At 60.8% G+C, this 24,602-nt stretch carries 20 protein-coding genes and 3 pseudogenes; 14 read left to right on the forward strand and 9 right to left on the reverse strand.

The features are described 5' to 3' along the window. Positions 1–7: 7 nt before the first annotated feature. The 3 genes from BHE01S_RS31235 to mdlC form a co-directional block, all read right to left on the reverse strand. Positions 8–1,357 (reverse strand): MFS transporter, encoded by a 1,350-nt coding sequence (locus BHE01S_RS31235; protein WP_042270923.1) that lies wholly within the window; start codon positions 1,355–1,357, stop codon positions 8–10. 234 nt (positions 1,358–1,591) lie between these two features. Continuing rightward, on the reverse strand, positions 1,592–3,043 hold the full coding sequence (locus BHE01S_RS31240) for an aldehyde dehydrogenase (protein WP_042270925.1): 1,452 nt from the start codon (positions 3,041–3,043) through the stop codon (positions 1,592–1,594). Between the two features lie 54 nt (positions 3,044–3,097). Then, positions 3,098–4,708 carry a benzoylformate decarboxylase gene (mdlC, locus tag BHE01S_RS31245; RefSeq protein ID WP_042270966.1) on the reverse strand — a complete coding sequence of 537 codons (1,611 nt, stop codon included), beginning with the start codon at positions 4,706–4,708 and terminating at the stop codon, positions 3,098–3,100. Between the two features lie 298 nt (positions 4,709–5,006). On the opposite strand from mdlC, the gene BHE01S_RS31250 reads away from it, so the two are divergent. Beyond that, positions 5,007–5,924, forward strand: a complete 918-nt coding sequence (locus BHE01S_RS31250) for a LysR family transcriptional regulator (RefSeq protein WP_042270927.1) — start codon at positions 5,007–5,009, stop codon at positions 5,922–5,924. A 566-nt stretch (positions 5,925–6,490) separates the two neighbouring features. Here BHE01S_RS31250 and BHE01S_RS31255 read toward each other — a convergent pair. Beyond that, positions 6,491–7,234, reverse strand: a complete 744-nt coding sequence (locus tag BHE01S_RS31255) for an SDR family oxidoreductase (RefSeq protein WP_042270968.1) — start codon at positions 7,232–7,234, stop codon at positions 6,491–6,493. A 148-nt stretch (positions 7,235–7,382) separates the two neighbouring features. Here BHE01S_RS31255 and BHE01S_RS31260 point away from each other — a divergent pair, with 148 nt between their 5' ends. Together BHE01S_RS31260 and BHE01S_RS31265 are read left to right on the forward strand one after the other, a co-directional pair. Then, positions 7,383–8,267: a LysR family transcriptional regulator gene (locus tag BHE01S_RS31260; protein WP_042270929.1), complete on the forward strand. Its 885-nt coding sequence runs from the start codon at positions 7,383–7,385 to the stop codon at positions 8,265–8,267. A 3-nt stretch (positions 8,268–8,270) separates the two neighbouring features. Continuing rightward, the gene (locus BHE01S_RS31265) at positions 8,271–9,224 is read left to right on the forward strand and encodes an MBL fold metallo-hydrolase (protein ID WP_245639915.1); all 954 of its coding nucleotides are present in this window, start codon (positions 8,271–8,273) and stop codon (positions 9,222–9,224) included. A 361-nt stretch (positions 9,225–9,585) separates the two neighbouring features. On the opposite strand, the gene BHE01S_RS38155 is transcribed toward BHE01S_RS31265, so the two are convergent. Together BHE01S_RS38155 and BHE01S_RS31270 are read right to left on the reverse strand one after the other, a co-directional pair. After that, positions 9,586–9,807: a hypothetical protein gene (locus BHE01S_RS38155; protein ID WP_157025755.1), complete on the reverse strand. Its 222-nt coding sequence runs from the start codon at positions 9,805–9,807 to the stop codon at positions 9,586–9,588. A gap of 378 nt (positions 9,808–10,185) precedes the next feature. Continuing rightward, entirely contained in the window at positions 10,186–10,971 is a 786-nt protein-coding gene (locus BHE01S_RS31270) for an IclR family transcriptional regulator (RefSeq protein ID WP_042270933.1), read from the reverse strand. A gap of 184 nt (positions 10,972–11,155) precedes the next feature. Between BHE01S_RS31270 and BHE01S_RS31275 the strand changes: the two genes are divergently transcribed. The 4 genes and pseudogenes from BHE01S_RS31275 (at position 11,156) to BHE01S_RS37340 (ending at position 13,475) form a co-directional block, all read left to right on the forward strand. Next, complete coding sequence (locus BHE01S_RS31275) at positions 11,156–12,439, forward strand: MFS transporter (RefSeq protein ID WP_042270970.1); 1,284 nt, start codon at positions 11,156–11,158, stop codon at positions 12,437–12,439. A gap of 4 nt (positions 12,440–12,443) precedes the next feature. Beyond that, entirely contained in the window at positions 12,444–12,890 is a 447-nt protein-coding gene (locus BHE01S_RS31280; protein WP_042270934.1) for a type II 3-dehydroquinate dehydratase, read from the forward strand. 209 nt (positions 12,891–13,099) lie between these two features. Beyond that, complete coding sequence (locus BHE01S_RS39615) at positions 13,100–13,165, forward strand: hypothetical protein (RefSeq protein ID WP_281177780.1); 66 nt, start codon at positions 13,100–13,102, stop codon at positions 13,163–13,165. Between the two features lie 13 nt (positions 13,166–13,178). Beyond that, positions 13,179–13,475 (forward strand): annotated as a pseudogene (locus tag BHE01S_RS37340) (Na+/H+ antiporter NhaA). Between the two features lie 201 nt (positions 13,476–13,676). Here the strand turns inward: BHE01S_RS37340 and BHE01S_RS31285 are convergent. Next, complete coding sequence (locus BHE01S_RS31285; RefSeq protein ID WP_042270937.1) at positions 13,677–14,390, reverse strand: DUF4396 domain-containing protein; 714 nt, start codon at positions 14,388–14,390, stop codon at positions 13,677–13,679. A 22-nt stretch (positions 14,391–14,412) separates the two neighbouring features. Between BHE01S_RS31285 and BHE01S_RS38160 the strand changes: the two genes are divergently transcribed. Continuing rightward, positions 14,413–14,571 (forward strand): hypothetical protein, encoded by a 159-nt coding sequence (locus BHE01S_RS38160; RefSeq protein ID WP_157025757.1) that lies wholly within the window; start codon positions 14,413–14,415, stop codon positions 14,569–14,571. Between the two features lie 415 nt (positions 14,572–14,986). Here the strand turns inward: BHE01S_RS38160 and BHE01S_RS31290 are convergent, their stop codons facing one another. Both BHE01S_RS31290 and BHE01S_RS37345 read right to left on the reverse strand, forming a co-directional pair. After that, entirely contained in the window at positions 14,987–16,387 is a 1,401-nt protein-coding gene (locus BHE01S_RS31290; protein ID WP_042270939.1) for an HdeD family acid-resistance protein, read from the reverse strand. A 102-nt stretch (positions 16,388–16,489) separates the two neighbouring features. Next, positions 16,490–17,408: pseudogene (locus tag BHE01S_RS37345) on the reverse strand (LysR family transcriptional regulator). Between the two features lie 159 nt (positions 17,409–17,567). On the opposite strand from BHE01S_RS37345, the gene BHE01S_RS31300 reads away from it, so the two are divergent. The 6 genes and pseudogenes from BHE01S_RS31300 to BHE01S_RS37350 all read left to right on the forward strand — a co-directional run. Beyond that, positions 17,568–18,341, forward strand: a complete 774-nt coding sequence (locus BHE01S_RS31300; protein WP_042270942.1) for an SDR family oxidoreductase — start codon at positions 17,568–17,570, stop codon at positions 18,339–18,341. A 743-nt stretch (positions 18,342–19,084) separates the two neighbouring features. Continuing rightward, positions 19,085–20,038 carry a LysR family transcriptional regulator gene (locus BHE01S_RS31305; RefSeq protein WP_042270944.1) on the forward strand — a complete coding sequence of 318 codons (954 nt, stop codon included), beginning with the start codon at positions 19,085–19,087 and terminating at the stop codon, positions 20,036–20,038. A gap of 63 nt (positions 20,039–20,101) precedes the next feature. Next, entirely contained in the window at positions 20,102–21,511 is a 1,410-nt protein-coding gene (tcuA, locus tag BHE01S_RS31310) for an FAD-dependent tricarballylate dehydrogenase TcuA (protein WP_042270946.1), read from the forward strand. After that, positions 21,498–22,712, forward strand: a complete 1,215-nt coding sequence (tcuB, locus tag BHE01S_RS31315) for a tricarballylate utilization 4Fe-4S protein TcuB (RefSeq protein ID WP_042270948.1) — start codon at positions 21,498–21,500, stop codon at positions 22,710–22,712. Before tcuA ends, tcuB begins: the two co-directional genes overlap by 14 nt. A gap of 58 nt (positions 22,713–22,770) precedes the next feature. Then, positions 22,771–24,090, forward strand: a complete 1,320-nt coding sequence (gene tcuC / locus BHE01S_RS31320) for an MFS transporter (RefSeq protein ID WP_042270950.1) — start codon at positions 22,771–22,773, stop codon at positions 24,088–24,090. A 56-nt stretch (positions 24,091–24,146) separates the two neighbouring features. After that, positions 24,147–24,482 (forward strand): annotated as a pseudogene (locus BHE01S_RS37350) (transposase); the annotation flags it as partial. Positions 24,483–24,602: the final 120 nt, after the last annotated feature.

The raw sequence follows: 24,602 nt of genomic DNA on the forward strand, positions 1-24,602 counted from the left end.
GCGTCTTTCAGGCTCTCTTGACCGGTGGAATGTGCCGTCGAACCACCATCAAGCAAACGAATACAAGCAACATCGCAGTAGTCAGCATCGCCAGATAGAGCGATGCGCCGCCCGCGGTAATCACAAACGCGCCCGCGAACGCGCTCAGGATCGCGCCAAGCCGGCCGAAAGCCAGGGCCGTCGCCGTGCCCGTTGCACGCACCTGCGTCGGGTAGACGTAGGCACAAAGCGCGTACATCGTCGACTGCACCGCGTTGACGAACAGTCCGTGCAGGCCGATGCCGAAAATCAGCATCGACGTATGCCCCGTGAAGCCGAGGCCTCGCACGGCCAGCGCGCTGCCGGCCGCCGCCAGACAGCAGATCAGCAATGGCCAGCGCGATCCGAAACGGGCAATGGCGACGGCACACCCGAGGGCGCCGAAAACACCGCCCAGGTTATAGGCGGTCAGCCCCGAACTTGCGACACCCGGGGCAAGCCCCTCGCCCGCGAGCATCGTGGGTAGCCAGCTGAATGCGCTATAGACGGCCAGCAGGTTCATGAAGAATGCCAACCAGATCGCGAGCGTGTCTCGCGCTTGACCTGGGGCGAAAAGCGCGCCAATGCCGGCACGTTCCTCAGCTTTTTGCTCGATCACATCGGTGAACGTCGAGTCTTTGCTCACGGCACGCGACATGCGGCACAGCAACCCTCCAAGCTCAGGCCATCGCGCTGAATGGCGCGCCAGATAGCGCGGCGACTCCGGCAATGCGAAGTAGAGCAGCGCAGACATCACCACCGGCAATGCGCCACCGAAAAGAAACAGGCCGCGCCATCCGTACATCGGCATCACAGTGTTCGCGAAGAGCCCGGCGAGCATGCCGCCCAAGGGTACGCACAGGATCGTCGCAGTCACCGCAACGGTTCGGCGACGCGCCGGCGTGAATTCTGCCGTCATCGTGGTGGAACTCGGCAGCGCACCACCAATGCCCAGACCGGCGACGAAGCGCAGCGCGGCAAGGGAGATTACGTCCTGCGACAGCGCCACGGAGCTGGTGGCGACGCCGAACACCATGACACTGCCGATCACCGCCCAGCGTCGTCCGAACCGATCCGCAAAAAGGCCGGCGCACGCACTGCCGATGCCCATCCCAACGAGCCCCGCCGCCACCGCCGGCGCAAAAGCGTTGCGTGTGATGCCCCACTCCTTGATCAGACTGGGAATGGCAAAGCCGATCAGTTGACCGTCGAAGCCGTCCATCACGATGGACAGCGCGGCTAGGAAGACGACGATCTTCTGAAACGTAGAGAATGGCCCTTCATCCAGCACGTTGCCGATGTCCACCGTTATGGGAAGTTGGTGCGGTCGATCGTTCATTACGCACCCCACGAAGCGAAAAAGCGGGCAGACATACACACCGGGAACGCTCGTTGTTCTCGAGAGCGCATCGAGATGCGGGGGGTGATGGTCAAAGTTGTCTCCTTGATGGCAACCGTTTGGCGCGATGGCCAGCCGACGCGAGGTTCATATCGTTATGTTTGCTACCACTGTCGCAGGCGGCGCTCGCCCGCCTCCCGCCGTTCCGCCGGAGTGATCGAGCGCCGTGCGGACTCAGAACGGGTAATGCCGCGGCGTTGTCTGCACGGTCACCCAGCGCAGATCCGTGAACTCGGCAATCCCCGCCTTGCCGCCGAAGTGGCCGAACCCGCTCGCCTTGACGCCACCGAACGGCATCTGCGCCTCGTCGTGCACCGTCGGACCGTTGACGTGGCAGATGCCGGACTCGATGCGCCCAGCGACGTTCATCGCGCGCGCCACATCGCGACTGAAGACGGCGGCGGACAGCCCATACTCGTTATCGTTCGCGCACGCGATAGCCTCATCGTCGCCATCGACGCGGACAATCGCCTTGACAGGGCCGAACGATTCTTCGTGATAAATGGCCATTTCCTGCGTCACGTGGTCGAGCAAGGTGGCGGGCACCAGCGTGCTGTCGGCCTTGCCGCCGCAGACGAGCGTGGCGCCCTTGGCGAGCGCGTCGTCGATCAGTTGATTGCAGCGCGTGACCGTCGTCATGTCGACGACTGAGCCCAGCACGGTCGGCCCCTTGCGAGGGTCTCCGAGGGGCAGGCTCGTCGCCTTGGCCTTGAGCGCTGCGACGAACGCGTCCGCGATCGCGTTGTCGACGATAATGCGCTCCGTCGACATGCAGATCTGTCCGGAGTTGGCGAACGCGCCGAAAGCCGCGCCCTGCACGGCGGCATCGATGTCAGCGTCGTGCAGCACGAGCAGCGGCGCCTTGCCGCCCAATTCGAGCACCGACGGCTTGAGATATTTCGCGCACTGCATCGCGATGATCTTGCCCACCCGCGTCGATCCCGTGAAGTTCACGCGTCGCACGGCGGGCTCTGCAATGATGGCCTCCACGATGGCGCCCGCGTCTTCCGGCGCGTTCGTCACAAAGTTCACGACACCGGCGGGCAAGCCCGCATCCTGCAGCGCTTCGACGATCAGCCCGTGGGTCATCGGGCAAATCTCCGAACCCTTGAGTACGACCGTGTTGCCGCATGCCAGCGGCAGAGCGATCGCCCGCACCCCCAGAATCACGGGTGCGTTCCACGGGGCCATGCCGAGCACGACACCTGCCGCCTGGCGCACGCCGAGTGCGACGCTGCCGGGAACATCGGAAGGAATCACTTCGCCGCCGATCTGCGTAGTCAGCGCTGCCGCCTCGCGAAGGCCGTCGCTTGCCAGCTTGACGTTAAAGGCGGCCCAGAGATGCGATGCGCCGGTTTCCGAGGCCATCGCCTTGACGAACGCGACTTCGCGCGCCTGCAGCGCATCTGCCGCCTTGTACAACAGCCCGCGGCGCTCGGTCGGCCCCATCGACGACCATTTTGGAAACGCCCTGGCGGCGGCAGCGACGGCTGCCTTCGCGTCGGCGGTCGACGCGGCGGCCGCCGTGCTTGCAACGGTGTCGTCGAGCGGGTTCCGGCGTTGGAACGTTGCCCCGTCACGCGCGTCGACGCGCTCGCCGTTGATCAACATGGATACCTGATTCATGCCTCTTTACCTTCCAATTAAGGTGCCCTGATGGACAGAAAAATGCACAAGCGGTTAGCTGACGACGATCTCGACCAGCCGTGGCTCGCTCGACGCCAACGCTTGCTCGAGCGCGGCTTTCAGATGACCCGCATCTGAAACCCGAACGCCCTCGCACCCCATCCCCGTGGCCAAGGCGACGAAGTCCAGTCCGGACAGATCGGTGCCTTGCACGGGATCGGTCGGCGCGAAGCCGAAGACGGGTGCGAACTCCTGCAAGGCGGCGTAGCGCGCGTTGTTCAGAATGACGAAGGTAATCGGCAAATGAAGCTGCACGGCGCTCCAGATGGCCTGAGGCGAGTACATGCTCGACCCGTCCCCGATCAGGGCGATCACGCGATTTCCCGGCTTCGCCAGGGCCACGCCGACGGCAGCCGGCATGCCGTAACCGAGTCCCCCACTGGCCATCGTGAAGAACGTATGCGCACGGGTGAAAGGCAGATAGCGCTGCATGACCGGCCGCGCGCTCGGTGCCTCCTCGACCACCACATCATTTGCCTCGCGCACTTCGGCCAGCGTTTGCAGCGCGAAAGCCGTCGAGATGACCTCGGCGGCCTGTGCCCGCTCCGCGGCGCGACGTGGTGCCGGGTGCTCACGCGAGGTCGGCACCGACGCGTCGATCAAGTCGCGCAGCCCGAGCTTGAGGTTGGCCACGATCGATGTCCCGACGGGCGTCCACGCTGCCGTCGCGGGATCGTCGATGATCTGGAACAGTGTCGCCCCCGCGGGGATATGGGGACCACTGCCCTCCACGTGATACGAGAAGGCCGGCGCGCCAAGCACGAGGATCAGGTCGTGCCCTTCGAGAAGGCTCACGATCTTTTCACGCATAGCGGGCAGAAAGCCGGCGAACAAACGATGATCTTCGGGAAAGCTGCACCGCGAGGACATCGGCGCGACGTACACGCTGGCGCCTTGCTGCTCGGCGAGCTGAACCACCTCGTCCCAGGCACCCGCACGATCGACCTCCGCACCGACGACGAACGCGGGATTGCGGCAGCCGGAGAGCGCCGCGCCGACGAGCGAAACCAGCGCGGGTTCCGGGCGTGCGCGCGTGCTCACCTGCGTCGACGCGACCATTTCCGCGGGCTGATCCCAATCATCGACTGGAATCGACACGAAAACGGGCCCCTTCGGCTCCTGCATGGCGATGTGGTAGGCGCGGGCGATTGCGAGCGGCACGTCGGCGGCGCGGGCCGGTTCGATACTCCATTTGACGTACGGCCTGGGCAGCTCGGTGGCCTGCGAGGCGGCGAGGAACGGATCGAACGGCAGAATCGAACGAGCCTGCTGCCCAGCCGTCACGATTAGGGGAGTACGGTTCCTGTAAGCGGTAAAGATGTTCCCCATGGCATTGCCGACGCCCGCCGCCGAGTGCAGATTGACCAGCGCGGCATTGCCGGTCGCTTGCGCGTAGCCGTCCGCCATGCCCACGACGACAGCCTCCTGGAGGCCGAGCACATAGCGGAAGTCTTCTGGGAAGTCGCGAAACATCGGCAGCTCGGTCGACCCGGGATTGGCGAAAACGGACGTGATGCCGAGTCGCCTCAACAAATCGATCACGGCGTGTCGAACCGTGATCGTCGCTGCGCCATGGCGGCCAACGGCCTGTGTGCTGTGCTCCATGTACATGTCCAAATACGTCGACCTTCGTTAGCCGACCGTGATTGCGATGGAGCGGAGTATGGGAGCTGGACTGTTGTTTGAAAATTGCCAAATCAGTCAAGACCCATTACATTTGGGCATGAGTTGCTGGAGATCGAACCGTGCCTCGACCACGGCTCGCCTTATCCGACGCGTATTCCCGGTCGCTCGCATCCTGTCGCCCGCCGGAGCGACTCAGGGAAAATACCGACGCCATACATGGAAGTCATCTGTGCAACGCTTGCACCAAGAGCCCCTTTTTTGTGCCCCCATTGCCGTTATGAGCTTCAGCCTTCAACAGTTGCACATGTTCACAACCATCGTCGATTGCGGCAGTCTGGGACGTGCAGCAAGCACACTCGGATTAACGCAACCGGCACTGAGCCGCGCCATCAAACGACTTGAATCGACTGTCGGCTCACCCTTGTTCGAACGTCATGCCAGGGGTATGCAACTGACGGCGATAGGCGAGGCGCTGCTGCCGCATGCAATGTCGCTTCAGCGAAACGCCGAAAATGCACAAGAAGAACTCGATGCAATGCGCGGACTCAAAAAAGGAGTGATCAAAGTGGGGGCAGTAGCCAGCATTGCGACTCTCGTGCTGCCGGTCGCGTTGGGTAATGTTTTGAAGAAATGGCCAAACCTTCGCGTCGAGGCGCACGAAGGCGTTTGGGATAGGCTTGCGGAAGGCCTTTTAACACACGAGATCGACATCGCACTCGCAACATCAGACGTTCAAACCGACGAAATTTCAGCCATCGCCGACTGCCGCTGGACCGATTACAGCCACGTCATCGCCTCCGCGAACCATCCCCTGCGACGCAAGCGCCAGCTTCGTCTCGAAGACACGCTGTCGCAGCAATGGACCCTGACACCAGAGGGGACCGGTCCATACGCACACATGAAATCGACGTTCGCGACAGCAGGAGTCCCCTTCCCCGAAATTGCGGTGCAAACGCGCTCCGTGACGCTCATCAAGAGCCTCGTGGCACGTTCAGGGTTCATCACCTGGATGTCAGAACCAATGTACGACATGGAGAAGGCGGCGGGCATTCTTGATCGGCTGAAAATCGACGGACTAGAGGCCCCGCGGACACTCACTGCGTTCAGGCGTCGCGACGGAATTCTACCCGCCCCCGCAGCAAAACTGCTGGACGAATTGCGGCATCTTACGAGCGGCACAGCCGATCAAGCATAGCGTCCGGAGCACGCGTTCATTGACAACGAGACCTGACATTCGTGGCCATCGATGTGCGAACGTCAGGAAACCGACTTTAAGCTGCCTCACTGCCGTTGACACCTGAACGTCAACTATGGCCGAATTTTGCAAGTAGCTCGTCCGTCAGGTTCCGGATGCATAGCCGCCAATCCAATGGCACATCTTCCGAAATCCTGAACGGCAGGTTGTGGCCGGGTGCATCCTGATGCAATTCGCATACGCTGCCCGGGCCTCGTAATGCCGCGATCGGCGGCACGAGACCCAATTCGGTCGCACGGATTCATCGTGCTAAACGTCCGCTTTCGATTACATTCGGCCAAAGCTCCTGAGCCGATGCAAATAGGATGGTCATCACCAATCCGACCGGCCATGGCGCTACGCCAACCGATGACTTTGCAACCTTTGCCTGGTCCTCCGGAGCAAAAGCAAGTCTTCGGCAACGAGCGCTGCCAATGACTATTAGCAAAGAGTCACCGTTGCAACTATCCGCATCTCGAACCGAGCGATGAAAGGCTCAAACCTCATTGCTTGATGGCGATACCGAATCACAGTAATTGAGCGGTAGGACGTACGACGATTTCGTTGATGTCGACTTCAATCGGTTGCTCGATGGCGAAGGTAATGGCGCGTGCCACGGCAGTTGGAGAAATCGCTTTTGTGTAGATTTCCAGAATACGCGCGCTGTCGGTGCCGGTGGTTTTGTTCTGAATACCACTGTCCACCGCACCGGGCGTGATCGAGGTCACACGGATCGAATGGCTGGCCATCTCGGCGCGCAGGCCTTCCGAGAGCGCCCGAATCGCAAACTTGGATGCGGAATGCACGGCGCCACCCGGTGAGAACACCTTTAGTCCATGCACCGAGCCCAGGTTGATCACATGGCCAAAGCCTTGCCGCAAGAACACCGGCAGCGCAGCGGCGATCCCCCATAGGGTCCCCTTCAAGTTCAGATCGATCGTGGTTTCCCATTCCTCCGTGTTCACCTCGGCCATCGGACGGATCAACATGACACCCGCGCTGTTGATCAACACGTCGAGCTTCCCAAAATCAGCGACGATGGTACTCACGACCAGCTCCATGTCTTTCTTTCGGGTGACGTCGACGTTGTATCGCTTGGCTTCGCCGCCCTCGGCACGAATGTGTTGGACCAACAAATCCGCTTTGATTTGATCTATGTCCGCAACCGCGACGATCGCGCCGTCCGCGGCTAATGCTTTCGCCGCGGCCGAGCCTATCCCGCCCGCACCTCCTGCGATTAGAACGACCTTTCCTTTGATCCCTTCACGCATGACGTATCCTTTCACCTTTGAGGAGCTTTAAGCCGCTTTCGTTGAGCAAATGTCAAAGCTGCCGGCCGTGCATCGACGGACGCTTTTTTAAGCCAGGGGTTCATGCTAATCGGCATGTCGTCGTTGAACCATTCGCTAATATCCGACAATGGCTGATCAAATTCGCACATCGTTCGATTGGGAAGACATCCGCATTTTCGTGTCTCTGGCGCGTTATGGCAGCCTTTCAGCTGCGGCCAGGGCGCTATCGCTTTCGCACGCGACCATTTCTCGGCGCATTCAGACGCTCGAGAAAGCGCTAGGGGAGAAATTGGTGGAGCGTCGCCCCGATGGTTATGCGCTGACCACGGCTGGCGTGCGCGCGCTTGCGCCAGCCAGCGAGATGGAAGTGGCGGCCGCACGACTCGGACGCGGCGGTCAACCGCAGGAGCCGAGCGGGCTTGTGCGCGTCAATGCCCCGCCAAGTCTGGCGCAATGTTTTCTTGTCGAGAAACTGGCCGGTTTGACTGCAGCGTATCCGACATTGGATGTGGATCTTGCCACCGACTTTCGAGCGGTCAGCCTTGAGCGACGCGAAGCCGACGTTGCGCTGCGGTTCGGGCGGCCAACAGACGGTGAAGTCATCGCAAAGCGGGCGGCCACGCTAGGTTTTGGTTTTTATGCCTTGGACGAATGGCGGCGACGTTTGGCAGCCGGCGAAAGCCCGACCTTCGTCGGCTTCGACGATGCGAACGCTCACTTGCCGGAAGCCAGCTGGCTCCGCGAAACCTATCCACGCGCCCGCGTGGCGTTCAAAAGCAATAGTCAGGTGATGCAGGCGGCAGCGGCCCGTGCCGGCGCAGGCATCGCACTGTTGCCTCACTTTGTCGGGCGCGGTGAAGCAACCTTGGTGCATTGCGAGATGAAGGAAGCGCCGCCATCCAGGGAACTTTGGCTATTGATTCGGCGCGATGGCGTCACCAACCTCGCAATCAAAACGGTGGTCGATTTCCTGATGAACCTCCTTTCCAGCGAGCGTGCACTGATCGAATAGGTCTTGCTGCGCCACCGCACGCATTTCCGTTGCCTGCAGCTCTTTCACGCGCATGCCAGTTCTGTCCTGAATGTACCTGTGCGAAATCGAGCATCCGCTGAACAAATGTGGGGAATGCCGCGCGGAAACCCAGGCCGCCATAATCGCCGCATTCCCACTTCGACATTGGACGCTGTGATGACTGGTGCAACTATTACGCTGATTGGCGGACCGACCGTTTTGATAGAGGTAGGTGGCTTTCGGCTTTTAACCGATCCGACCTTTGATCCGCCAGGTACTTACCAGCCATATCCTGGCAAGCCCGTGACGTTTCATAAAACCACCGGTCCCGCGCTCACGATCGGGGAAATCGGTCCATTGGACGCCGTATTGCTAAGCCACGACCATCACTTCGATAACCTTGACACAACGGGGCGCTCGATATTGCCGGCAGTGAAATCAACCTATACGACGCTCTCCGGGCAGGCCCGCTTGGGCGGTAATGCCTTCGGCCTGACACCCTTCGAAACAAAAACGTTGGAAGGTCCAGGCTCTGGGCGTTTGCTGATTACCGGCACGCCTGCGCGACATGGCCCAGTGGGAATCGAGCCGTATTCGGGCGACGTCATCGGTTTTCTGCTGGGAGAAGAAGAAGAGGGCGACGCGGTCTATGTGACCGGCGACACAGTTTGGTATGAGGGCACTGCCGAGATCGCCCGTCGGTATTCTCCAAAGGTGGTGATCGTCTTCGCCGGCGCGGCCGAGCCGCGCGGGCGCTTCCAGATGACGATGGACAGCAACGACGCACTGGCTGCCGCCCATGCATTCCCCAATGCGAAGATCCTGGCGGTGCACAACGAAGGCTGGAAGCACAACACGGAAAGCGCTGACGAGCTGGCTTCGGCATTTACCGCGCTTGGCGTCGGCGATCGCTTGTTGCGCCTGCTGCGCGGCGAGCCATTGAAGATCGAGTGGTGAGTAGTATCCCGGCGAATTGCGTTGAACATCTATGACGGTCCGCCGAGCGGAGCAGACGTTCAATTGTTTTTTTAATTCGATGTCGAACGGCCGAAGATGGCCGCACTGCGTCCCAAGACTGAGCGCGACGATCGCCCCGGCGCGCTTCATGCAGCATAAGTGATCTTACCCACGTTCAGGTGAGCGCAGAACGAGACCGTAGACGCCACGCATACGCACATACGAAAAGGTCAATTGCCAGCCCTAGTGCAGGGACGTGGTTGCCGGGTCCCGAAACCGTGTTCTCCTGATGCTGTATTCTCATCTGAAGGATGATGCAGCCGAACGCTCCAACAAACAAAGGAAACGCAATACGCCGTAGTTAAAACAACGTGACCGCACCACCCAGCTGCAATGCAAACGTCAGCCCGAGGAGTGTCCAGGCCAGCGTTGTCATCGACTCGACGGCCATCCGTGCTTTCGCAGAAAACGGCGCCGAGTGCCAAACGACGAGCAGTCCGCCGGCGGCAGGGACAATAGTCACCAGATAGTAAAGAAAGACAACCCAGACAAGAATTGGCCGTTTCGGTTTTTTTGTATTCATGCTTGTCTCGGAAGATTGGTCGCTTCGACTGTCCTCTCGGCGGCGATACGCGACCCATCTCGCTTCGAAGAATGCTGGGTTAAGTGCTCGCCGGTCCTCTTACTTCTCATCGAGGCTACCAACTTTTGTCGACGATACACGGTGCGCTGCCAAACGTCTGGTTGTGGCCGACCAGAGCCCCATGACAGGGCGCGGCGATCGTTCTGGGCCGCGGCTCTCATGCAAAAAGCATAACCCGATCCGTTGCTGCCGGTCCCACGGTCGGCCAACAAGGGGCCGCTAACAGACGTTCGGTCATCCACGCCGACGTATCGAAGACAGCAGCTCGGCCGAAGCGGACCAGACTCGCCAGCCACAGGGTGTTGGTCCAGTAGCTCCTCACCCCTTGCCGAGCGGCGGCCGACTGGGGAATCCCGCCATATTGCTCAACTGGGCCAGTTCATTCGCGGCCTCGCGGAGCGGGACGGAGTACTCGTGGATCTTCTCGGCGGTCAACCTCACCCGTGGTCCGGCCAGACTGATCACGCCGACGCAGCGCGAGCCACTTACCACAGGCACCGCCACCGCTGACATGCGCGGAGCAAACACCTCGTCGATCATCGCGTAGCCGCGCACGCGCGCAGCGTGCAGGAATCCCAGCAGCGCTTTAAGCGTCGTCGGCGCATTGGGCCCGAACTCATTCGGCTGTCCGAAACCCTGTTTCAAAACCAATGCGACCGCCTGTTCGTCGGTCATAGTCATGAGCCACGCGTGACCGGTCGACGTGCATGAAAGTCGTGCCGCGTGGCCCATGTCGGGATCGTAGCGAAAGCCAATGCGCTGTCCGTCCGCCTTACCCACCCAGATAATCGCTTCGCCGTCGACGAGCGACAGCCTTGCCAGTTCACCGGTTTGCGCGGCGACGCGCTCGATGATCGGTTGGGCGATATCCGCGATGCCCGTCAGGCTCAGGAATTCGAGTCCGTTCGACGTCATGCGCATTGTCAGAATGTAGCGGCTGTGATCAACCAACTGCCGGACATACCCGCTTTCGACGAGTTCGGCGAGCACACGGTGACACGTGCTGCGCGGCAGAGACAATGCCTCGGCAATGGCCACAAGGCCTGCGCCTTCGCCTTGCGACGCCAGGAAATCCAGAATTCTCAGGCCATTTCTTAGCGACATCTCTCGCTTTTTTCACAATATAAAATGCGGTTCCGGTGCGGAACGGGCCGCTTTTGCAGCGCAAACAATAGCATCTGTTCGTCGCCAGAAACGAACTTTCAACATAAGGGAATCAGGAGACAAAATGTCATTTCTCGCTCAATCGGACCTTGCTGCGGAAGAACAGTCTACGCAAGCTCACTTGATGGCGCGTCGGGCAGTAGCAGGCGCGACCGTCGGTACGGCACTCGAATGGTTCGACTTCGCGTTGTATGGCGTGGTCGCGGCCACGATTTTCCCCAAGCTGTTTTTCCCGTCGCTCGACCCAACCGCCTCACTGCTCGCATCGCTGGCAAGTTTCTGGGCAGGGTTGGCTGCTCGCCCGCTCGGCGCGGTGATTTGCGGGATCCTCGGCGACCGTTGGGGACGCCGCAAAATGATGCTGATCACCGTATCGGTGATGGGCGCGTCGTCTTTCCTGATGGGATTGCTGCCGACTTACAAGCAGGTCGGCATTCTCGCCCCTACGTTGCTGGTCTCGCTGCGGATCATCCAGGGCTTCGCGCTGGGAGGGGAATCGACGGGCGCGCAACTGATGGCGGTGGAGCACGCGTCTGCTAACCGGCGTGGTTGGTATTCGGGCCTCCTTGGAATCTGCTCGCCACTCAGCCAGATTCTCGCCAATTTCTCTCTCTTTACACTGGCCGCCCTGCTTTCATCGGACGACTTCGATTCCTGGGGATGGCGAGTCCCGTTCCTCGCAAGCTTTGTCCTGGTGCTGCTAGGCATCTCTATCCGCAGGAAGGTTAGCGAGACACCCGCCTTTGAGGCGCTCAAGAAGACAAGCGCTCCTACACGCGGCGCCAATCCGCTCGGCATCGTGTTCAAGTACCACTGGCGCACCGCGTTTCGCCTGACACTGTTCTTTTGTGGGCCGGCGGCGCTGTTTTATCTGATCGTGGTTTTCTCTCTCAGCTATCTGACAAAGCACCTCGGTGTGCCCAAGCAGACAGGTTTCATGCTGTTGATGATTGCGAATGTCTGTGCGATCGTGGGCGCGCTGGCGGGCGGTTATCTCAGCGATCGGATTGGACGCAAACGCGCGCTGATGATTGGTTCGTTCTGCACGCTAATCTGCTGCCTGATCTACTTTCCGATCGTCAACCAGAACTCGATCGCCATGACAATGGCCGTGATGGGCGCATTCCTCGGCTTCACACAGTTCCAGAGTGGCATCCAGCCGGTATGGTTCGCCGAGTCCTTTCCGACCGAAGCGCGATACACGGGGTCCGCGCTGTCGTACTCGGGAGCCAACTTGCTCACTGGCGGTCCGATGCCGATTGTCGCTGTGGCGCTATTGAATGTCTTTCACGGTTCCCCGTGGGCCATCGTCGCTGTGTGTGGCTCGCTCAATCTGCTGTCCTTTCTCATGATTGCGGTATCCCGGGAAACCAGAGGCACCGCCCTCGAACGCTCCTCTGCACATTGAGACCATGACTCGCAAACTCTATATCCTCAACGGCTCCAACCTGAACATGCTGGGCGTAAGGGAGCCTCACATTTACGGCAGCACCACGCTGAAAGACATCGAACAGAACTGCCTGACACTCGCCGACGCGCTCAAGTTCGACTGCGTATTCCGCCAGACCAACAGCGAAAGCGAGCTAATCGAGTGGATCCAGGAAGCGTTCGTGCAGGACGCCGCACTGATCATCAATCCGGCCGGCTTTTCGTTCGGTCGAATTTCGGTGCTTGACGCAGTCAAGCTCGTTCATCGGCCGGTAGTGGAATTGCATATCACCAACATACATGCGCGCTCGGAAGAATATCGTCACTCGACGATCTCGGTAGCGGCCACGGCGGTGATCTGCGGGGCAGGAGCAAACGGGTATCTGCTAGCGATCCGGGCGATTGACGATCTATGGGGCAACCAGAGCTGACCAATCCCGTCAATTTGTGAAACGCGCGGGTACCCTGAGGGAACCCGCTTCGCGACGTTCGCGTGTCGAGCATCGGCTGATTCGGCGCCTTCCAGCCGTTCCAGTGGCCGTTGCATTGCTCTAGCGAGTGGCAGAAACTGGCCGACCAGCGCCCGAGGACCGAACGCGGCGATCGCCTCTGGCGTCATCCGTGGGTCGCGCACGGGATCATGCCGCTCTTCGCACTCGCGAATGCCGGCGTACCGCTGACCGGTGACAGTTTTTGCGAACGATGAAACGCCCTGGATCATGTTCGGTGTCGCGCTGGCACTCGTGGTCGGCAAACCCGTTGGCGTGTTTTTAACCAGCTGGATTCTGGTCAAGCTTGGGCTTCGCCGATTGCAGACAGAGATGTCCTGACGAGGAGTCGGCCTCGTCGCGCTCCTTGCGGGCGTCGGCTTCGCGATGTCGATTTTCATTGCGACGCTCGCATTTGCCGAGGCTGCAACACTAGACTCGGCAAAGCTTGGCGTACTGCTTGGTTCGTTCGTCGCAGGGCGTGCGGGACTGGGCTGGGGACTGTATAGCACCCGGAACCCTGACTGAAGACAAGCAGCATCTCCCGCCTGTCTGCAGAGCCGCCGACAATGGACTCGGATCAGGCGATCGGCGCTTTTATCGCGCCTCGCCCGCGAGGCATTTGAACGTGAACCGATCTTTCATTTTCGCTGGCAACACAACGGAGCTGCAGTACGGTCTTTAGGGCGGCAACGGCCCAAACATTTCGACACCCAGGAAGCAGCGGATTTACATCTTTTCTTTTACACCCGAACGGATTAACCACCAGTTAACGGGATAGCTGGTTGCGAATCCCGCGAGCATGGCAAGTTGCATGGCGAACCAGAATTCGGCGCTCGCAACTTTCGCGATCCCTCCATAAGCCGGCTTGAACCACAAGAATTGGATAATGGCCATAAGTCCATACATGCCTACCTGCCACGCAGTGATCGACGCGATATCTGCTTTGACGGCCGCCACCACACCCGCACCTACCGACAGCCCCCGCATCGGTTTGATGGTGAAATACTGAAAGATGATGCCAAGCAGAAAGGCGACGATGAAATCGGGGATCCAGACGGCAAACGTTCTTTCGTGGAACACCGTGTGCCAGCCGAACCAGACTGCCAAGCGGGGGAAGGCAAACGCCGACCACTCTACAATGATGTCTCCCAGCGTACAGCCGGCACCGCAATGGCTCGTCCCTTTCATCACCATCACGGCGAACGGCTGCTCGTCGGCCTTCCGGCCGGCGTCAGCGATATTTCGTCCCCACGCGTAGTAAGCGGCGACCCATACGACTGTGCCGAACAAAGTCGTTAGGGGCCAGACGACGTTCATGATCCACATCTTCTGGGGGTGTCGAACCTCGTCAACCACGACCGTACCCGCACATATTGCGCCCAAATTGATCCACGTGAACGATAGCGTGTTCAGCCAAGGCGGGAAGGTTCCGTGAATCATCTCTCTGGTTCTGGCGGTTCGAATGCCAAACATTCAGCAAGGCGCGTTCCGTCCAGATGGCTGGTGTTTGCCGTTGTTCGGTCTGTCGATTCGGCCGGTCGAACGTCGTCTTCTGGCCGACCAGAGCCGGACGCCCGAGCGCGACGTTCGTCAAGGTGTGCGCGCGATGCAAAAGGCATAAGTCGACCCTCATCAGCCGTTCCACGCCAGGTCTGACCGATGTCTCTTGACGAGTTACAGCGGTCTCTCCCCTGAGAATCTCGCATCAGACGACCACTGTCGACGGACTTGAATTCGAGCGCAACCAAAGGCCAAAGCGCCACGCTGCCAATTGCGCTCACGAGGCGTGCCGATATCGGTCCTCGCGCGTGATGTCAATACGCACAGTGAGTCGTCTGCCGCGATACGTATTGGTCCGCCGACGGCGCCCAATGTCATTCGCACGGAGTTCCACCCGGCGCGAGCACCGGTGAAGTGATCGCGCAACTCTTGTCAACGCCTCAAGGCCTCAAGGCGTGTCGCGCCAACGAGGAGCGCCGCGCGCGACAGGAAGCTGACGACCTCGAACGCTAGACCTTTAATTACGCAGCATTCTTTCACGCCTTATTGGTCACGTCGTCATGCACTTGGCGCGCTTCATTGCGCCACCTTTGCCGTGCTCGATGCATGGTCGAAATAGCGAGGCGCGCGACCTTGTGCCATGCATAGGGCCTTGGGTCGGCGATCATGCTAAGCGCGCGGGCGTAGTCGAGCGTAAGCCCCGGCGTCCAAGCCATGGTGACTGCGCGCTTGCGAATCTGCGCGGCCACCCATAACTCCGGCGTCACGAGCATCCTGAACAAAGCGCCCCAGCCCGCGCGCGCGCCATACAGGCGCCCCACCGCGCCCTCCAGCGCCGCTTCGAGCGCGCGCGACACACTGCTCGAACAGTTGCGATGCGTGAGGTTATAAGTCGTATCTTGCCTGTACATGCGCCAGAAGCGTGCGAGCCTCACCGGATCGTAATTGCGTATGCGCACGCGTACGGTAGATGGACACCATGCCCTTGACTCGATCGCATAGCTCGGCTGAAACGTGCCGGGCACGTCATTCTCCCGTGTCGCGCGCAGCAGTCGCGCGAAGTCATCCGGAGACCGATCGATCTCGACCGCGGGATACAGACTCACATAGATGCCGCCCGGCGCTTCGAGCGCCGCATGTCCCGTTGAAATCACGCCGTTCCGGTCAACAGCCGCGATGTACCGATCCACCAGCAAGCGCCGCTGTACCTCGTGCTTCGATGAGCCTACCGGCGTCCACACATGCACGGTGAGGGCAGGCTCATCGTCGGCGGGCGGGCCGTCCCATTCGTGCTTGCCGAACACGGGAAGCGCCGATGCATCGCTTGCTGCGGGTTCCAGGCTCTCGGTTGCTGACTCCGCCTCGTCCGATAACGCGGGATTGCTTTTAAGCCTGCGTACACGCAGTGCGATAAGAATAAGGTTCCAGCCCGCAAAAATGCAAAGCGCTCCGATGCAATACGGCACGGTGCCGACATAATGCGTCGGATAAGGTTGAAACATGAAGATGGCCAGTGTGATCTCGAAAATCGCAAAGCCAAGCGCGGCTCGCCAGCGACGATAGCGCACCACCAGGGCCGATGCCGCCTGCAATGCACCATCGCTTAGGAACACCGCGCCGATCAAGAGAGAAAGGATGAAATGGCCATGATGCTGCTCCTGCAGGATCAACACCGCAGCGACGACGAACGTGATTCCCTTCGCGTACCGCAGCCTGCGCTGACCGCCCACGCCAGACCATGCCACCGAAAGCGTCACCATGCCTTCGGCGAGCAAGAGCCAGCCTACCCATGAAATTGGAAAGCCCAGCGCGCCGTCCAGTGCGTCGATTAGCACGCCAATGCCAAGCACCGACGACAGCGCGCCCATCACTATCAGGCCGCGCCAGCGATTGCGCAGAAAGTCTGTGCCCAGCAGAATCAGGATCAGTTTGACCATAGCTCTCGGCTCTCACTATCTGATGTGGCTAATTTCAAGCAAACGAACAGCCCCGTTCCTCGCCAAAGTATCAATCGACCAGTTGCGCCTACTCAGGTCGACCTAATCGCCTCCCGCCCCTTCGCAGCACCGCCTCCTCACGAGGTCGACAAGCCAATCGGCGAACACCTGGAAGCGGCGAGACAGATGTTGCCGATGTGGATAAAGCAGTGTGACCGGCATGGGGTGCCGCAGGATATTCCGGCAGGACCTCGACGAGTTCTCCGGCTCGGATATAAACTCCGACGTCGTAGGCGGGGATCTGTATGAGCCCAAGGCCCGACAGGCAACAAGCAATATAGGCTTCTGCATTGTTAACAGTGACGCGCCCCTTGATCGTGATTGTCCTGGTCGCGCCTTCCTCAACCCATTCCCATGGCGCGAGCCGGCCGCTGGATTGGGACGCGTAGCCGATCGCTATGTGATGGGCGAGGTCGCCGGGTTTGCGCGGAACACCGTACCGGGCAAGATACGTGGGACTGACGACGTTGATCCGTGTGAGCGTCCCAACGGAACGCGCGATGAGATCCGATTCGCCAAGCAGGCCGACGCGCAGCGCGCAGTCAATCCGCTCGCCAATCCAATCGACCGGTCGATCAGTTGCCCCTATCTCAACATGGATCTGAGGATACGCATCGAGAAACGCGGAAAGTGCCGGCGCGACGATCAAGCGCCCGATCCGGCCGGGCATATCGACGCGCAACGTACCGGCAGAAGCGAAATCGGCCGAACGGAAAAGGTTCTCCGTTTCCTCAACATCGGCGATTAGTCGCTGACAACGTTCATAGAAGGCAGCGCCGTCTTGTGTAGTCGTCACCTTACGCGTGGCGCGGTTCAGCAAACGCCTGCCAACGCGGTTCTCCAGGTCCCGTATAGCGGCTGACACCGACGAACGAGGCATGCTGAGGGTATCGGCAGCGCGGGTGAAGTTCGCGCACTCTACGACCCGTGCGAATACACGGAAAAGATCGATGCGGTCCATGCTTGCGATCAGTTTGCACTGGAGAGTACGTCAACTGAAATTGGTCGCGAATCCTGACAGGAGTATCCAAAAGTAAGGGCTTTATAGGCTGCAGATCGAACTATAGCATCGGCAAGTGGGTGACGGCATTGGGTCGGTCACGTTAATCGGAGCGAAAAGATGGCAAAACATGACATCCAAGGCAAAACCGTGCTCCTTGCAGGTGGTGCGAAGAACCTCGGGGGCCTCATTGGGCGGGATCTGGCCAGGCACGGCGCGAAGGCGGTCGTGATTCACTACAACAGCGACAGCACTCGGCAAGCTGCAGATGACACCGTTGCAGTGATCAAGCAACTTGGGGCCGAAGCGATCGCACTGCAGGCGGACCTGACGAGTGCGGCAGCGGTGGAGACGCTGTTCGCCGATGCGATCGCGGCGGTCGGGCGTCCGGATATTGCCATCAATACTGTTGGGAAGGTTCTGAAGAAGCCTTTCACGGAAATTAGCGAAGCTGAGTACGACGCGATGACGGCCGTGAATTCAAAATCGGCCTTCTTCTTTTTGCGCGAAGCAGGCCGTCACGTGAACGACAACGGCAAAATAGTCACGCTCGTGACGTCGCTGCTCGGCGCATTCACTCCCTTCTACGCGGCGTACGCCGGCACTAAGGCACCGGTCGAGCACTTCACGCGCGCGGCCGCCCAGGAGTTTGGCGTGCGCGGAATCTCGGTAACGGCGGTAGGACCGGGCCCGATGGATACGCCGTTCTTCTACCCTGCTGAAGGTGCCGACGCGGTTGCTTATCATAAAACGGCTGCCGCATTGTCCAAGTTTTCGAAGACGGGGTTGACTGACATCGAGGATGTTGTGCCGTTCATCCGACATCTCGTTAGCGATGGCTGGTGGATCACTGGGCAGACCATATTGATCAACGGCGGATACACCACGAAATAAGAATCCTCGATCGCGTCGGGCGGAGTGGATCCCTGCGTACGCGCGGAGATGCGTAGGGCGGCATCAGGGTGAATGGCCGTTTCCGCAGGCGAAGCTGACGCCCGAGCGTCCGTCCGGCACAGCAGGTGAACGGCGGCTCATGGCCGCGTCGAGGCAGTGTCCTCTGCAATTTGCTCACTGTAAACCGGCCATTGAGCGAGGCCGGATGAATCCTCGGTCAACCTAACTGGACGACGACCTCGACCGGCCGTTCATGGCCGATGGCGTGCGCCCGCCGATTTCGCCGTTAGTTGTCGTTCAAAAAACATACCCAGGCGCGAGCGGCAGCTTTGTGGTGGCGCCGTTCAGCGGGTGAAACCGGCCAGGAAGCAGTCGTTTAACCGAGCCGTCGGAAGGTCATTCGAGAGTCCGTTTTCACACCGGTCGCGGACGCTATAGAGGACGCGTTGTGGCGCCTATGCCGCGGATATATCTTTTGGCAAGGCTACGAGGGGTTGGATTCAGGTATGGCGGTCTTGGAAACGCATAGTCTGCAATTCGAGCACTTGAGCCCGGTTGGATGCTCAACCTGGCGCGTGTTGGCTACGTTCCATGAAATCTCGCTATGTGTTTGTGGGACCTGTTGCTTGAGATGAGCGACTGCCTCAAAGGCGCACGCGCGGTAAAAATCCGACCTCGAAGCGGAGGATTGTCCGACGACGTTCTGTCAAAATACCCGCTTAATCCTCTTGACCGACCGCGGAATGGAACTCAGACAGCTACGCTATTTTCTCAGCGTCGTGGAACACGGAAGCATGGGCAAGGCAGCGCTGGAACTCGGCGTGGTGACCTCGGCATTGAGTCAGCAGATCAGCCGTCTCGAAGGCGAACTGTCCACGCGTCTGCTGCAACGCACCTCGGGCGGCGTCGTTCCGACCGACGCAGGTTTGGCGTTCTGGCGTCAAGCGCAACTCGCGCTGCGTCATATCGACGATGCCGCGCTCGCTGCACGCTCAGCCCGTCTGTCGGGCCATGTCAGCGTCGGCATGGCGCCGAGCACGGCGAGCGTGCTGGGTGTCGCATTCATGCAGGCCATGCGCTCGCGCTATCCCGATGTGCGGCTGCACATGGTCGAAAGTCTCTCCGGCTATCTGGCATCCATGTTGAGCGCGCGTCAGATCGATCTCGCCGTGCTGTTCCGCGAGGAGTCCGCGCAACGCTGGAGTGTGCTGCCGCTGCTGGACGAGCGGCTGTTCCTGATCGGCGCGGGCGATCTCAATGGCATGCCGACGAGCGCATCCGTCCGGCTCAAAAATCTCGGCAGTCTTCCGCTGATTCTCCCCAGCAGCACGCACGGGCTGCGTTCGCTGCTGCTGTCAGCATTCAGACGCGCCGAGTACGAGCCGAACATCGTCGCCGAAGTCGACGGCCTCGCGCTCCTGATGGACTTCGTCCGCACCGGCAGCGGCGCGACGATACAGCCGGGCGCGGCGCTCGCAAGGCCCGAGAACGTGATATTGACGAGCGTGCCCATCGCCGAGAAATACGCCACGCGGCCCAACATGCTCGCCAGCATCTCCGATGACGAACTGTCTCCCGCCGGTCTCGCCGCGCGCGTGGTGCTCGCCGATGTCGCCCGTCAACTGGTGCGGGAAGGCCGCTGGCCCGGCGCACGGCTGCGGGAACGTCAGCCTTCACAAAAAGTGAACACCCGTTGACGGCTGACTGATAGCGGCGCGGACACGAGGCCTTTACGATTTGCCCGAAAGGAGACAAGTCTGATGGTCGATGTGCTCGTAATCGGAGGAGGCAATGCCGCGCTGTGTGCCGCATTGATGGCGCGCGAAGCGGGCGCCTCGGTCCTGCTTCTCGAATCCGCGCCGCGCGAATGGCGCGGCGGCAACTCGCAACACACGCGCAATCTGCGCTGCATGCACGATGCCCCCCAGGATGTTCTCGTCGATGCCTATCCGGAAGAGGAATTCTGGCAGGACCTGTTGAAAGTCACCGGCGGCATCACGAACGAGCATCTCGCGCGGCTGACGATCCGCGCGTCGTCGTCGTGCCGGCCGTGGATGCGGAAGCACGGCGTACGCTTCCAGCCGCCGCTGTCCGGTGCGCTGCACGTGGCACGCACCAATGCGTTCTTCATGGGCGGCGGCAAGGCGCTCGTCAACGCGTATTACCGCAGCGCCGAAGCACTCGGCGTCGATATCCGCTATGAAACGCCCGTCGATTCGCTTGAACTCGACGGCAACCACTTCATCGCAGCGCGCAGCGGCCGCCAGCGCTTCGAGGCGCACGCCTGCGTGCTGGCGGCGGGCGGCTTTGAATCAAATCGCGAATGGCTGCGCGAAGCGTGGGGGCAAAACGAGCGCGGCGAATGGCCCGCCGACAACTTCCTGATTCGCGGCACGCGCTTCAACCAGGGCGTGCTCATCAAGCATATGGCTGACGCCGGTGCCGACATGATCGGTGACCCGTCGCAGTCGCATTGCGTCGCCATCGATGCACGCGCCCCGCTGTATGACGGCGGCATCTGCACGCGCATCGACTGCGTGTCGCTGGGCGTCGTGGTGAATCGTGACGCCCAGCGCTTTTACGACGAAGGCGAGGACTTCTGGCCGAAGCGCTATGCAATCTGGGGACGGCTCGTTGCGCATCAGCCGGGGCAGACCGGCTATTCGATCATCGACTCGAAAGCAATCGGCCGCTTCATGCCGCCGGTGTTTCCGGGCGAAAAGGCCGACACGCTGCCGGAACTCGCGCGCAAGCTCGGGCTGCCGGAAGCACGCTTCATGGAGACGCTCACGCGCTATAACGATTCGTGCCGCGACGGCATCTTCGATCACACCGCACTCGACGACTGCCACACCGAAGGTCTCGAGCCGCCCAAGACGCATTGGGCGCGTCGCATCGAGACGCCGCCGTTCTACGGTTATGCATTGCGGCCAGGCATCACGTTCACGTATCTCGGACTGAAGACCAACGACCGCGCGCAGGTTCATTTCGGCGGCACCGCCAGTGAGAACCTGTTCGTGGCCGGCGAAATGATGGCCGGCAACGTGCTCGGCAAAGGCTATACAGCGGGCGTCGGCATGTCGATCGGCACGGCCTTCGGGCGCATTGCCGGGACGCAGGCCGCGCGCGCCGCACTCAAAACAACGGAGGCAACCCGTGCAGCAGTCTGACCCGCTCGCACCCGAACACACGCGCACGGCCTTTTCGGTCGATACGAAAAAAACGCCACGCGACAGCATGGCGCGCGTGATTCCCATTGTGCCGATGAGCGCCAGCGAAACCGAAGTCGCTCGGCAGATGCAGATCTGCAACGCCTGCCGCTACTGCGAGGGCTTCTGCGCCGTGTTCCCTGCCATGACGCGCCGCCTGGAATTCGGCAAGGCGGACGTCAACTATCTAGCGAATCTCTGCCACAACTGCGGAGCGTGCTATCACGCGTGCCAATACGCACCGCCGCACGAGTTCGGCGTGAACGTGCCGAAAGCGATGGCCGAAGTCCGGCTCGAAACCTACACCGAGTACGCGTTTCCCGCGTCGTTCGGCGCGCTATACAAGCGCAACGGCTTGACTGTGTCGGTCGCGCTGGCGGCCGGACTCGCGCTGTTTCTGCTGCTCGGTACGGCATTGCACGGCGGCTTGTCCGGCGATGTCGCGCCCGCGAACTTCTACGCGACCTTCCCGCACAACCTGCTCGCGGCGATGTTCGGCATCGTTTTCCTGTTCGCCATTCTCGCGCTCGGTATGGGCGTCACGCGCTTCTGGCGCGACGTGTCGGCAGGAACAGCGAGCGCGAGCGCGCCGGCCGTCGCGGAAGCGGCCAGGAACGCGCTGACGCTCAAGTACCTGGACGGCGGCCACGGCGACGGCTGCAACGAAGAGAACGATACGTTCACGCTGGCGCGGCGCCGTTTCCATCACCTGACGTTCTACGGCTTCATTCTGTGCTTTGCGGCGACCGCCGTTGCGACGCTCTATCACTACGCCTTCGGTCTGGAAGCGCCGTACCCGTTTCTGAGCGTGCCGGTGCTGCTGGGAACTGCAGGCGGCATCGGACTGATTGCGGGGCCGGCGGGACTGCTGTGGCTGAACCTGAAACGCGTTCCGGAGCGCGGCGATGCCCGTCAGCGTCCGATGGACCGCGGCTTCATCGCGCTCCTGCTTCTGACGAGCACATCCGGTCTCGCGCTGCTCGCACTCCGCACGACCTCGACGATGCCATCGCTGCTCGCAATTCATCTCGGCATCGTGATGGCGCTGTTCGCCACGCTGCCTTACGGCAAGTTCGCGCACGGCATCTTCCGATCGGCGGCGCTGCTCAAATCGTCGATCGAGAAGCGTCAACGCAACACACTGAGCCTCGGTTCGGATTAGCCAGCTACCCGGGTGCGCCTTGGGCGCCCATCACTATAGACAAGAAGCAGGAGACGCAATGAACCGTACCGAACCGATCGCCGCTACGCCCGGCGTTTCGCCCACGAAGAGGGCCGCCACCGTGTTGCGTGTGACGAGCGGCAATTTCATCGAACAGTTCGATTTCTTTCTGTTCGGCTTCTACGCGACATCAATCTCGAAGATCTTCTTTCCGTCTACCAGCGAGTTCGCCTCGCTGATGCTCACCTTCGCCGTGTTCGGCGCGGGCTTTTTGATGCGTCCGCTCGGTGCGATCTTTCTCGGCGCGTATATCGACAAGGTCGGACGGCGCACCGGGCTGATCGTTACGCTGTCGATCATGGCGAGCGGTACCATTCTGATTGCCTGCGTGCCCGGGTACGCGACCATCGGCCTGCTCGCGCCGGCGCTCGTGCTGCTCGGGCGTCTGTTGCAGGGTTTTTCCGCAGGAGCCGAACTCGGCGGCGTATCCGTCTATCTCGCGGAAATGGCAACGCCCGGCAACAAAGGTTTCTACACGAGCTGGCAGTCGGCGAGCCAGCAGGTGGCCATCGTCGTGGCGGCGGCCATCGGTTACAGTCTGAACGAGTGGTTGTCCGCACAGCAGATCGCCGCATGGGGCTGGCGCGTGCCGTTCTTTATCGGCTGTGCGATCGTGCCGTTCCTGTTCGTGTTGCGTCGCTCGCTGCAGGAGACCGCAGCGTTCGAAGCGCGGCGGCATCATCCGCAGGCACGCGACATTTTTGCGATGCTGATCGGCAACTGGCGCACCGTGATCGGCGGCATGCTGCTGACGGCCATGACCACCACCACCTTCTATCTCATCACGGTCTATACACCGACCTTCGGCAAGTCGGTACTGAAGCTGTCCACCTCGGACAGCTTGATGGTGACGCTGCTTGTGGCTGCATCGAATTTCATCTGGCTTCCGATCGGCGGCACGATCTCCGACCGCATCGGCCGCAAGCCGTTGCTGCTCGCCATTTCCGTACTGGCGATCCTCACAGCTTATCCGGCGCTGTCCTGGCTTGCCGATGCGCCGAGCTTTGCGCGCATGCTGATCGTGCTGCTGTGGTTCTCGTTCTTCTTCGGCATGTATAACGGCGCGATGGTCGCCGCGCTCACCGAAGTGATGCCGGTCGAAGTGCGCGTCGCGGGTTTCTCGCTGGCGTTCAGTCTCGCCACGGCGCTGTTCGGCGGCTTTACGCCGGCGGTATCGACGTATCTGATTCAGGTCCTGCACGACAAGGCCGCACCCGGCTACTGGCTCAGCTTCGCCGCGCTCTGCGGCTTGTGCGCGACGCTCGGGCTGTACCGTCGCCGCGCGGACAGCAACGCGTCGGCGGCATCGTCGGCCTGATAGCGATTGCATCGGCGCGAGTCGGTCACCCCGACTTCGCGCCGGACTTTCGTTTTTCCAGCGGCGGCGATTGTATGGTGTGCTCAATGAAGGACCGGTGCTGTCCAAATACACCGTTTCGGAAGATCGCCCGTAGCATCCACGAGAATGCACGGAATGTTGCCCGACAGATCGCAACTACCCCGCAATACCGGCGTTCAAGCTGCGAGCGAAAGAAGGTGGAGATGCTCTTTACTCACCTCAAGCGCATCCTGAAGCTGGATCGGCTGCGCTTACGAGGACTGTCGGGGGCGCAGGACGAGTTCCTCCTAGCTGCCACAGCTCAGAACCTACGACGCATGGCGAAGCGGTTGATGTCAAATGAGTCGAACTCGATGGCAATAGCAACATGAAATGGCATCCCGGGGGGGCGGATGCCCCCGAATCCGGGTGCACTTGATCCTCCCGGCAAAGCAGAGCCGCAGAATACGCATCGAATGCTGTGCGCGCGCGCCTGAAAACTCGGGTTTTTC

The organism is Paraburkholderia heleia NBRC 101817, from assembly GCF_000739775.1.
Classification (GTDB): Bacteria; Pseudomonadota; Gammaproteobacteria; order Burkholderiales; family Burkholderiaceae; genus Paraburkholderia; species Paraburkholderia heleia.

Coding starts and splice junctions, on each gene's coding strand:
- BHE01S_RS38155 (WP_157025755.1), bottom strand. CDS start 9,807: ATGAATACAAAAAAACCGAAACGGCCAATTCTTGTCTGGGTTGTCTTT.
- BHE01S_RS31290 (WP_042270939.1), bottom strand. CDS start 16,387: ATGGTCAAACTGATCCTGATTCTGCTGGGCACAGACTTTCTGCGCAAT.
- BHE01S_RS31285 (WP_042270937.1), bottom strand. CDS start 14,390: ATGATTCACGGAACCTTCCCGCCTTGGCTGAACACGCTATCGTTCACG.
- BHE01S_RS31305 (WP_042270944.1), top strand. CDS start 19,085: ATGGAACTCAGACAGCTACGCTATTTTCTCAGCGTCGTGGAACACGGA.
- BHE01S_RS31300 (WP_042270942.1), top strand. CDS start 17,568: ATGGCAAAACATGACATCCAAGGCAAAACCGTGCTCCTTGCAGGTGGT.
- tcuC (WP_042270950.1), top strand. CDS start 22,771: ATGAACCGTACCGAACCGATCGCCGCTACGCCCGGCGTTTCGCCCACG.
- BHE01S_RS31250 (WP_042270927.1), top strand. CDS start 5,007: ATGAGCTTCAGCCTTCAACAGTTGCACATGTTCACAACCATCGTCGAT.
- BHE01S_RS38160 (WP_157025757.1), top strand. CDS start 14,413: ATGCCAAACATTCAGCAAGGCGCGTTCCGTCCAGATGGCTGGTGTTTG.
- BHE01S_RS31260 (WP_042270929.1), top strand. CDS start 7,383: ATGGCTGATCAAATTCGCACATCGTTCGATTGGGAAGACATCCGCATT.
- BHE01S_RS31255 (WP_042270968.1), bottom strand. CDS start 7,234: ATGCGTGAAGGGATCAAAGGAAAGGTCGTTCTAATCGCAGGAGGTGCG.
- BHE01S_RS31275 (WP_042270970.1), top strand. CDS start 11,156: ATGGCGCGTCGGGCAGTAGCAGGCGCGACCGTCGGTACGGCACTCGAA.
- mdlC (WP_042270966.1), bottom strand. CDS start 4,708: ATGGAGCACAGCACACAGGCCGTTGGCCGCCATGGCGCAGCGACGATC.
- BHE01S_RS31270 (WP_042270933.1), bottom strand. CDS start 10,971: ATGTCGCTAAGAAATGGCCTGAGAATTCTGGATTTCCTGGCGTCGCAA.
- tcuA (WP_042270946.1), top strand. CDS start 20,102: ATGGTCGATGTGCTCGTAATCGGAGGAGGCAATGCCGCGCTGTGTGCC.
- BHE01S_RS31280 (WP_042270934.1), top strand. CDS start 12,444: ATGACTCGCAAACTCTATATCCTCAACGGCTCCAACCTGAACATGCTG.
- BHE01S_RS31235 (WP_042270923.1), bottom strand. CDS start 1,357: ATGAACGATCGACCGCACCAACTTCCCATAACGGTGGACATCGGCAAC.
- BHE01S_RS31240 (WP_042270925.1), bottom strand. CDS start 3,043: ATGAATCAGGTATCCATGTTGATCAACGGCGAGCGCGTCGACGCGCGT.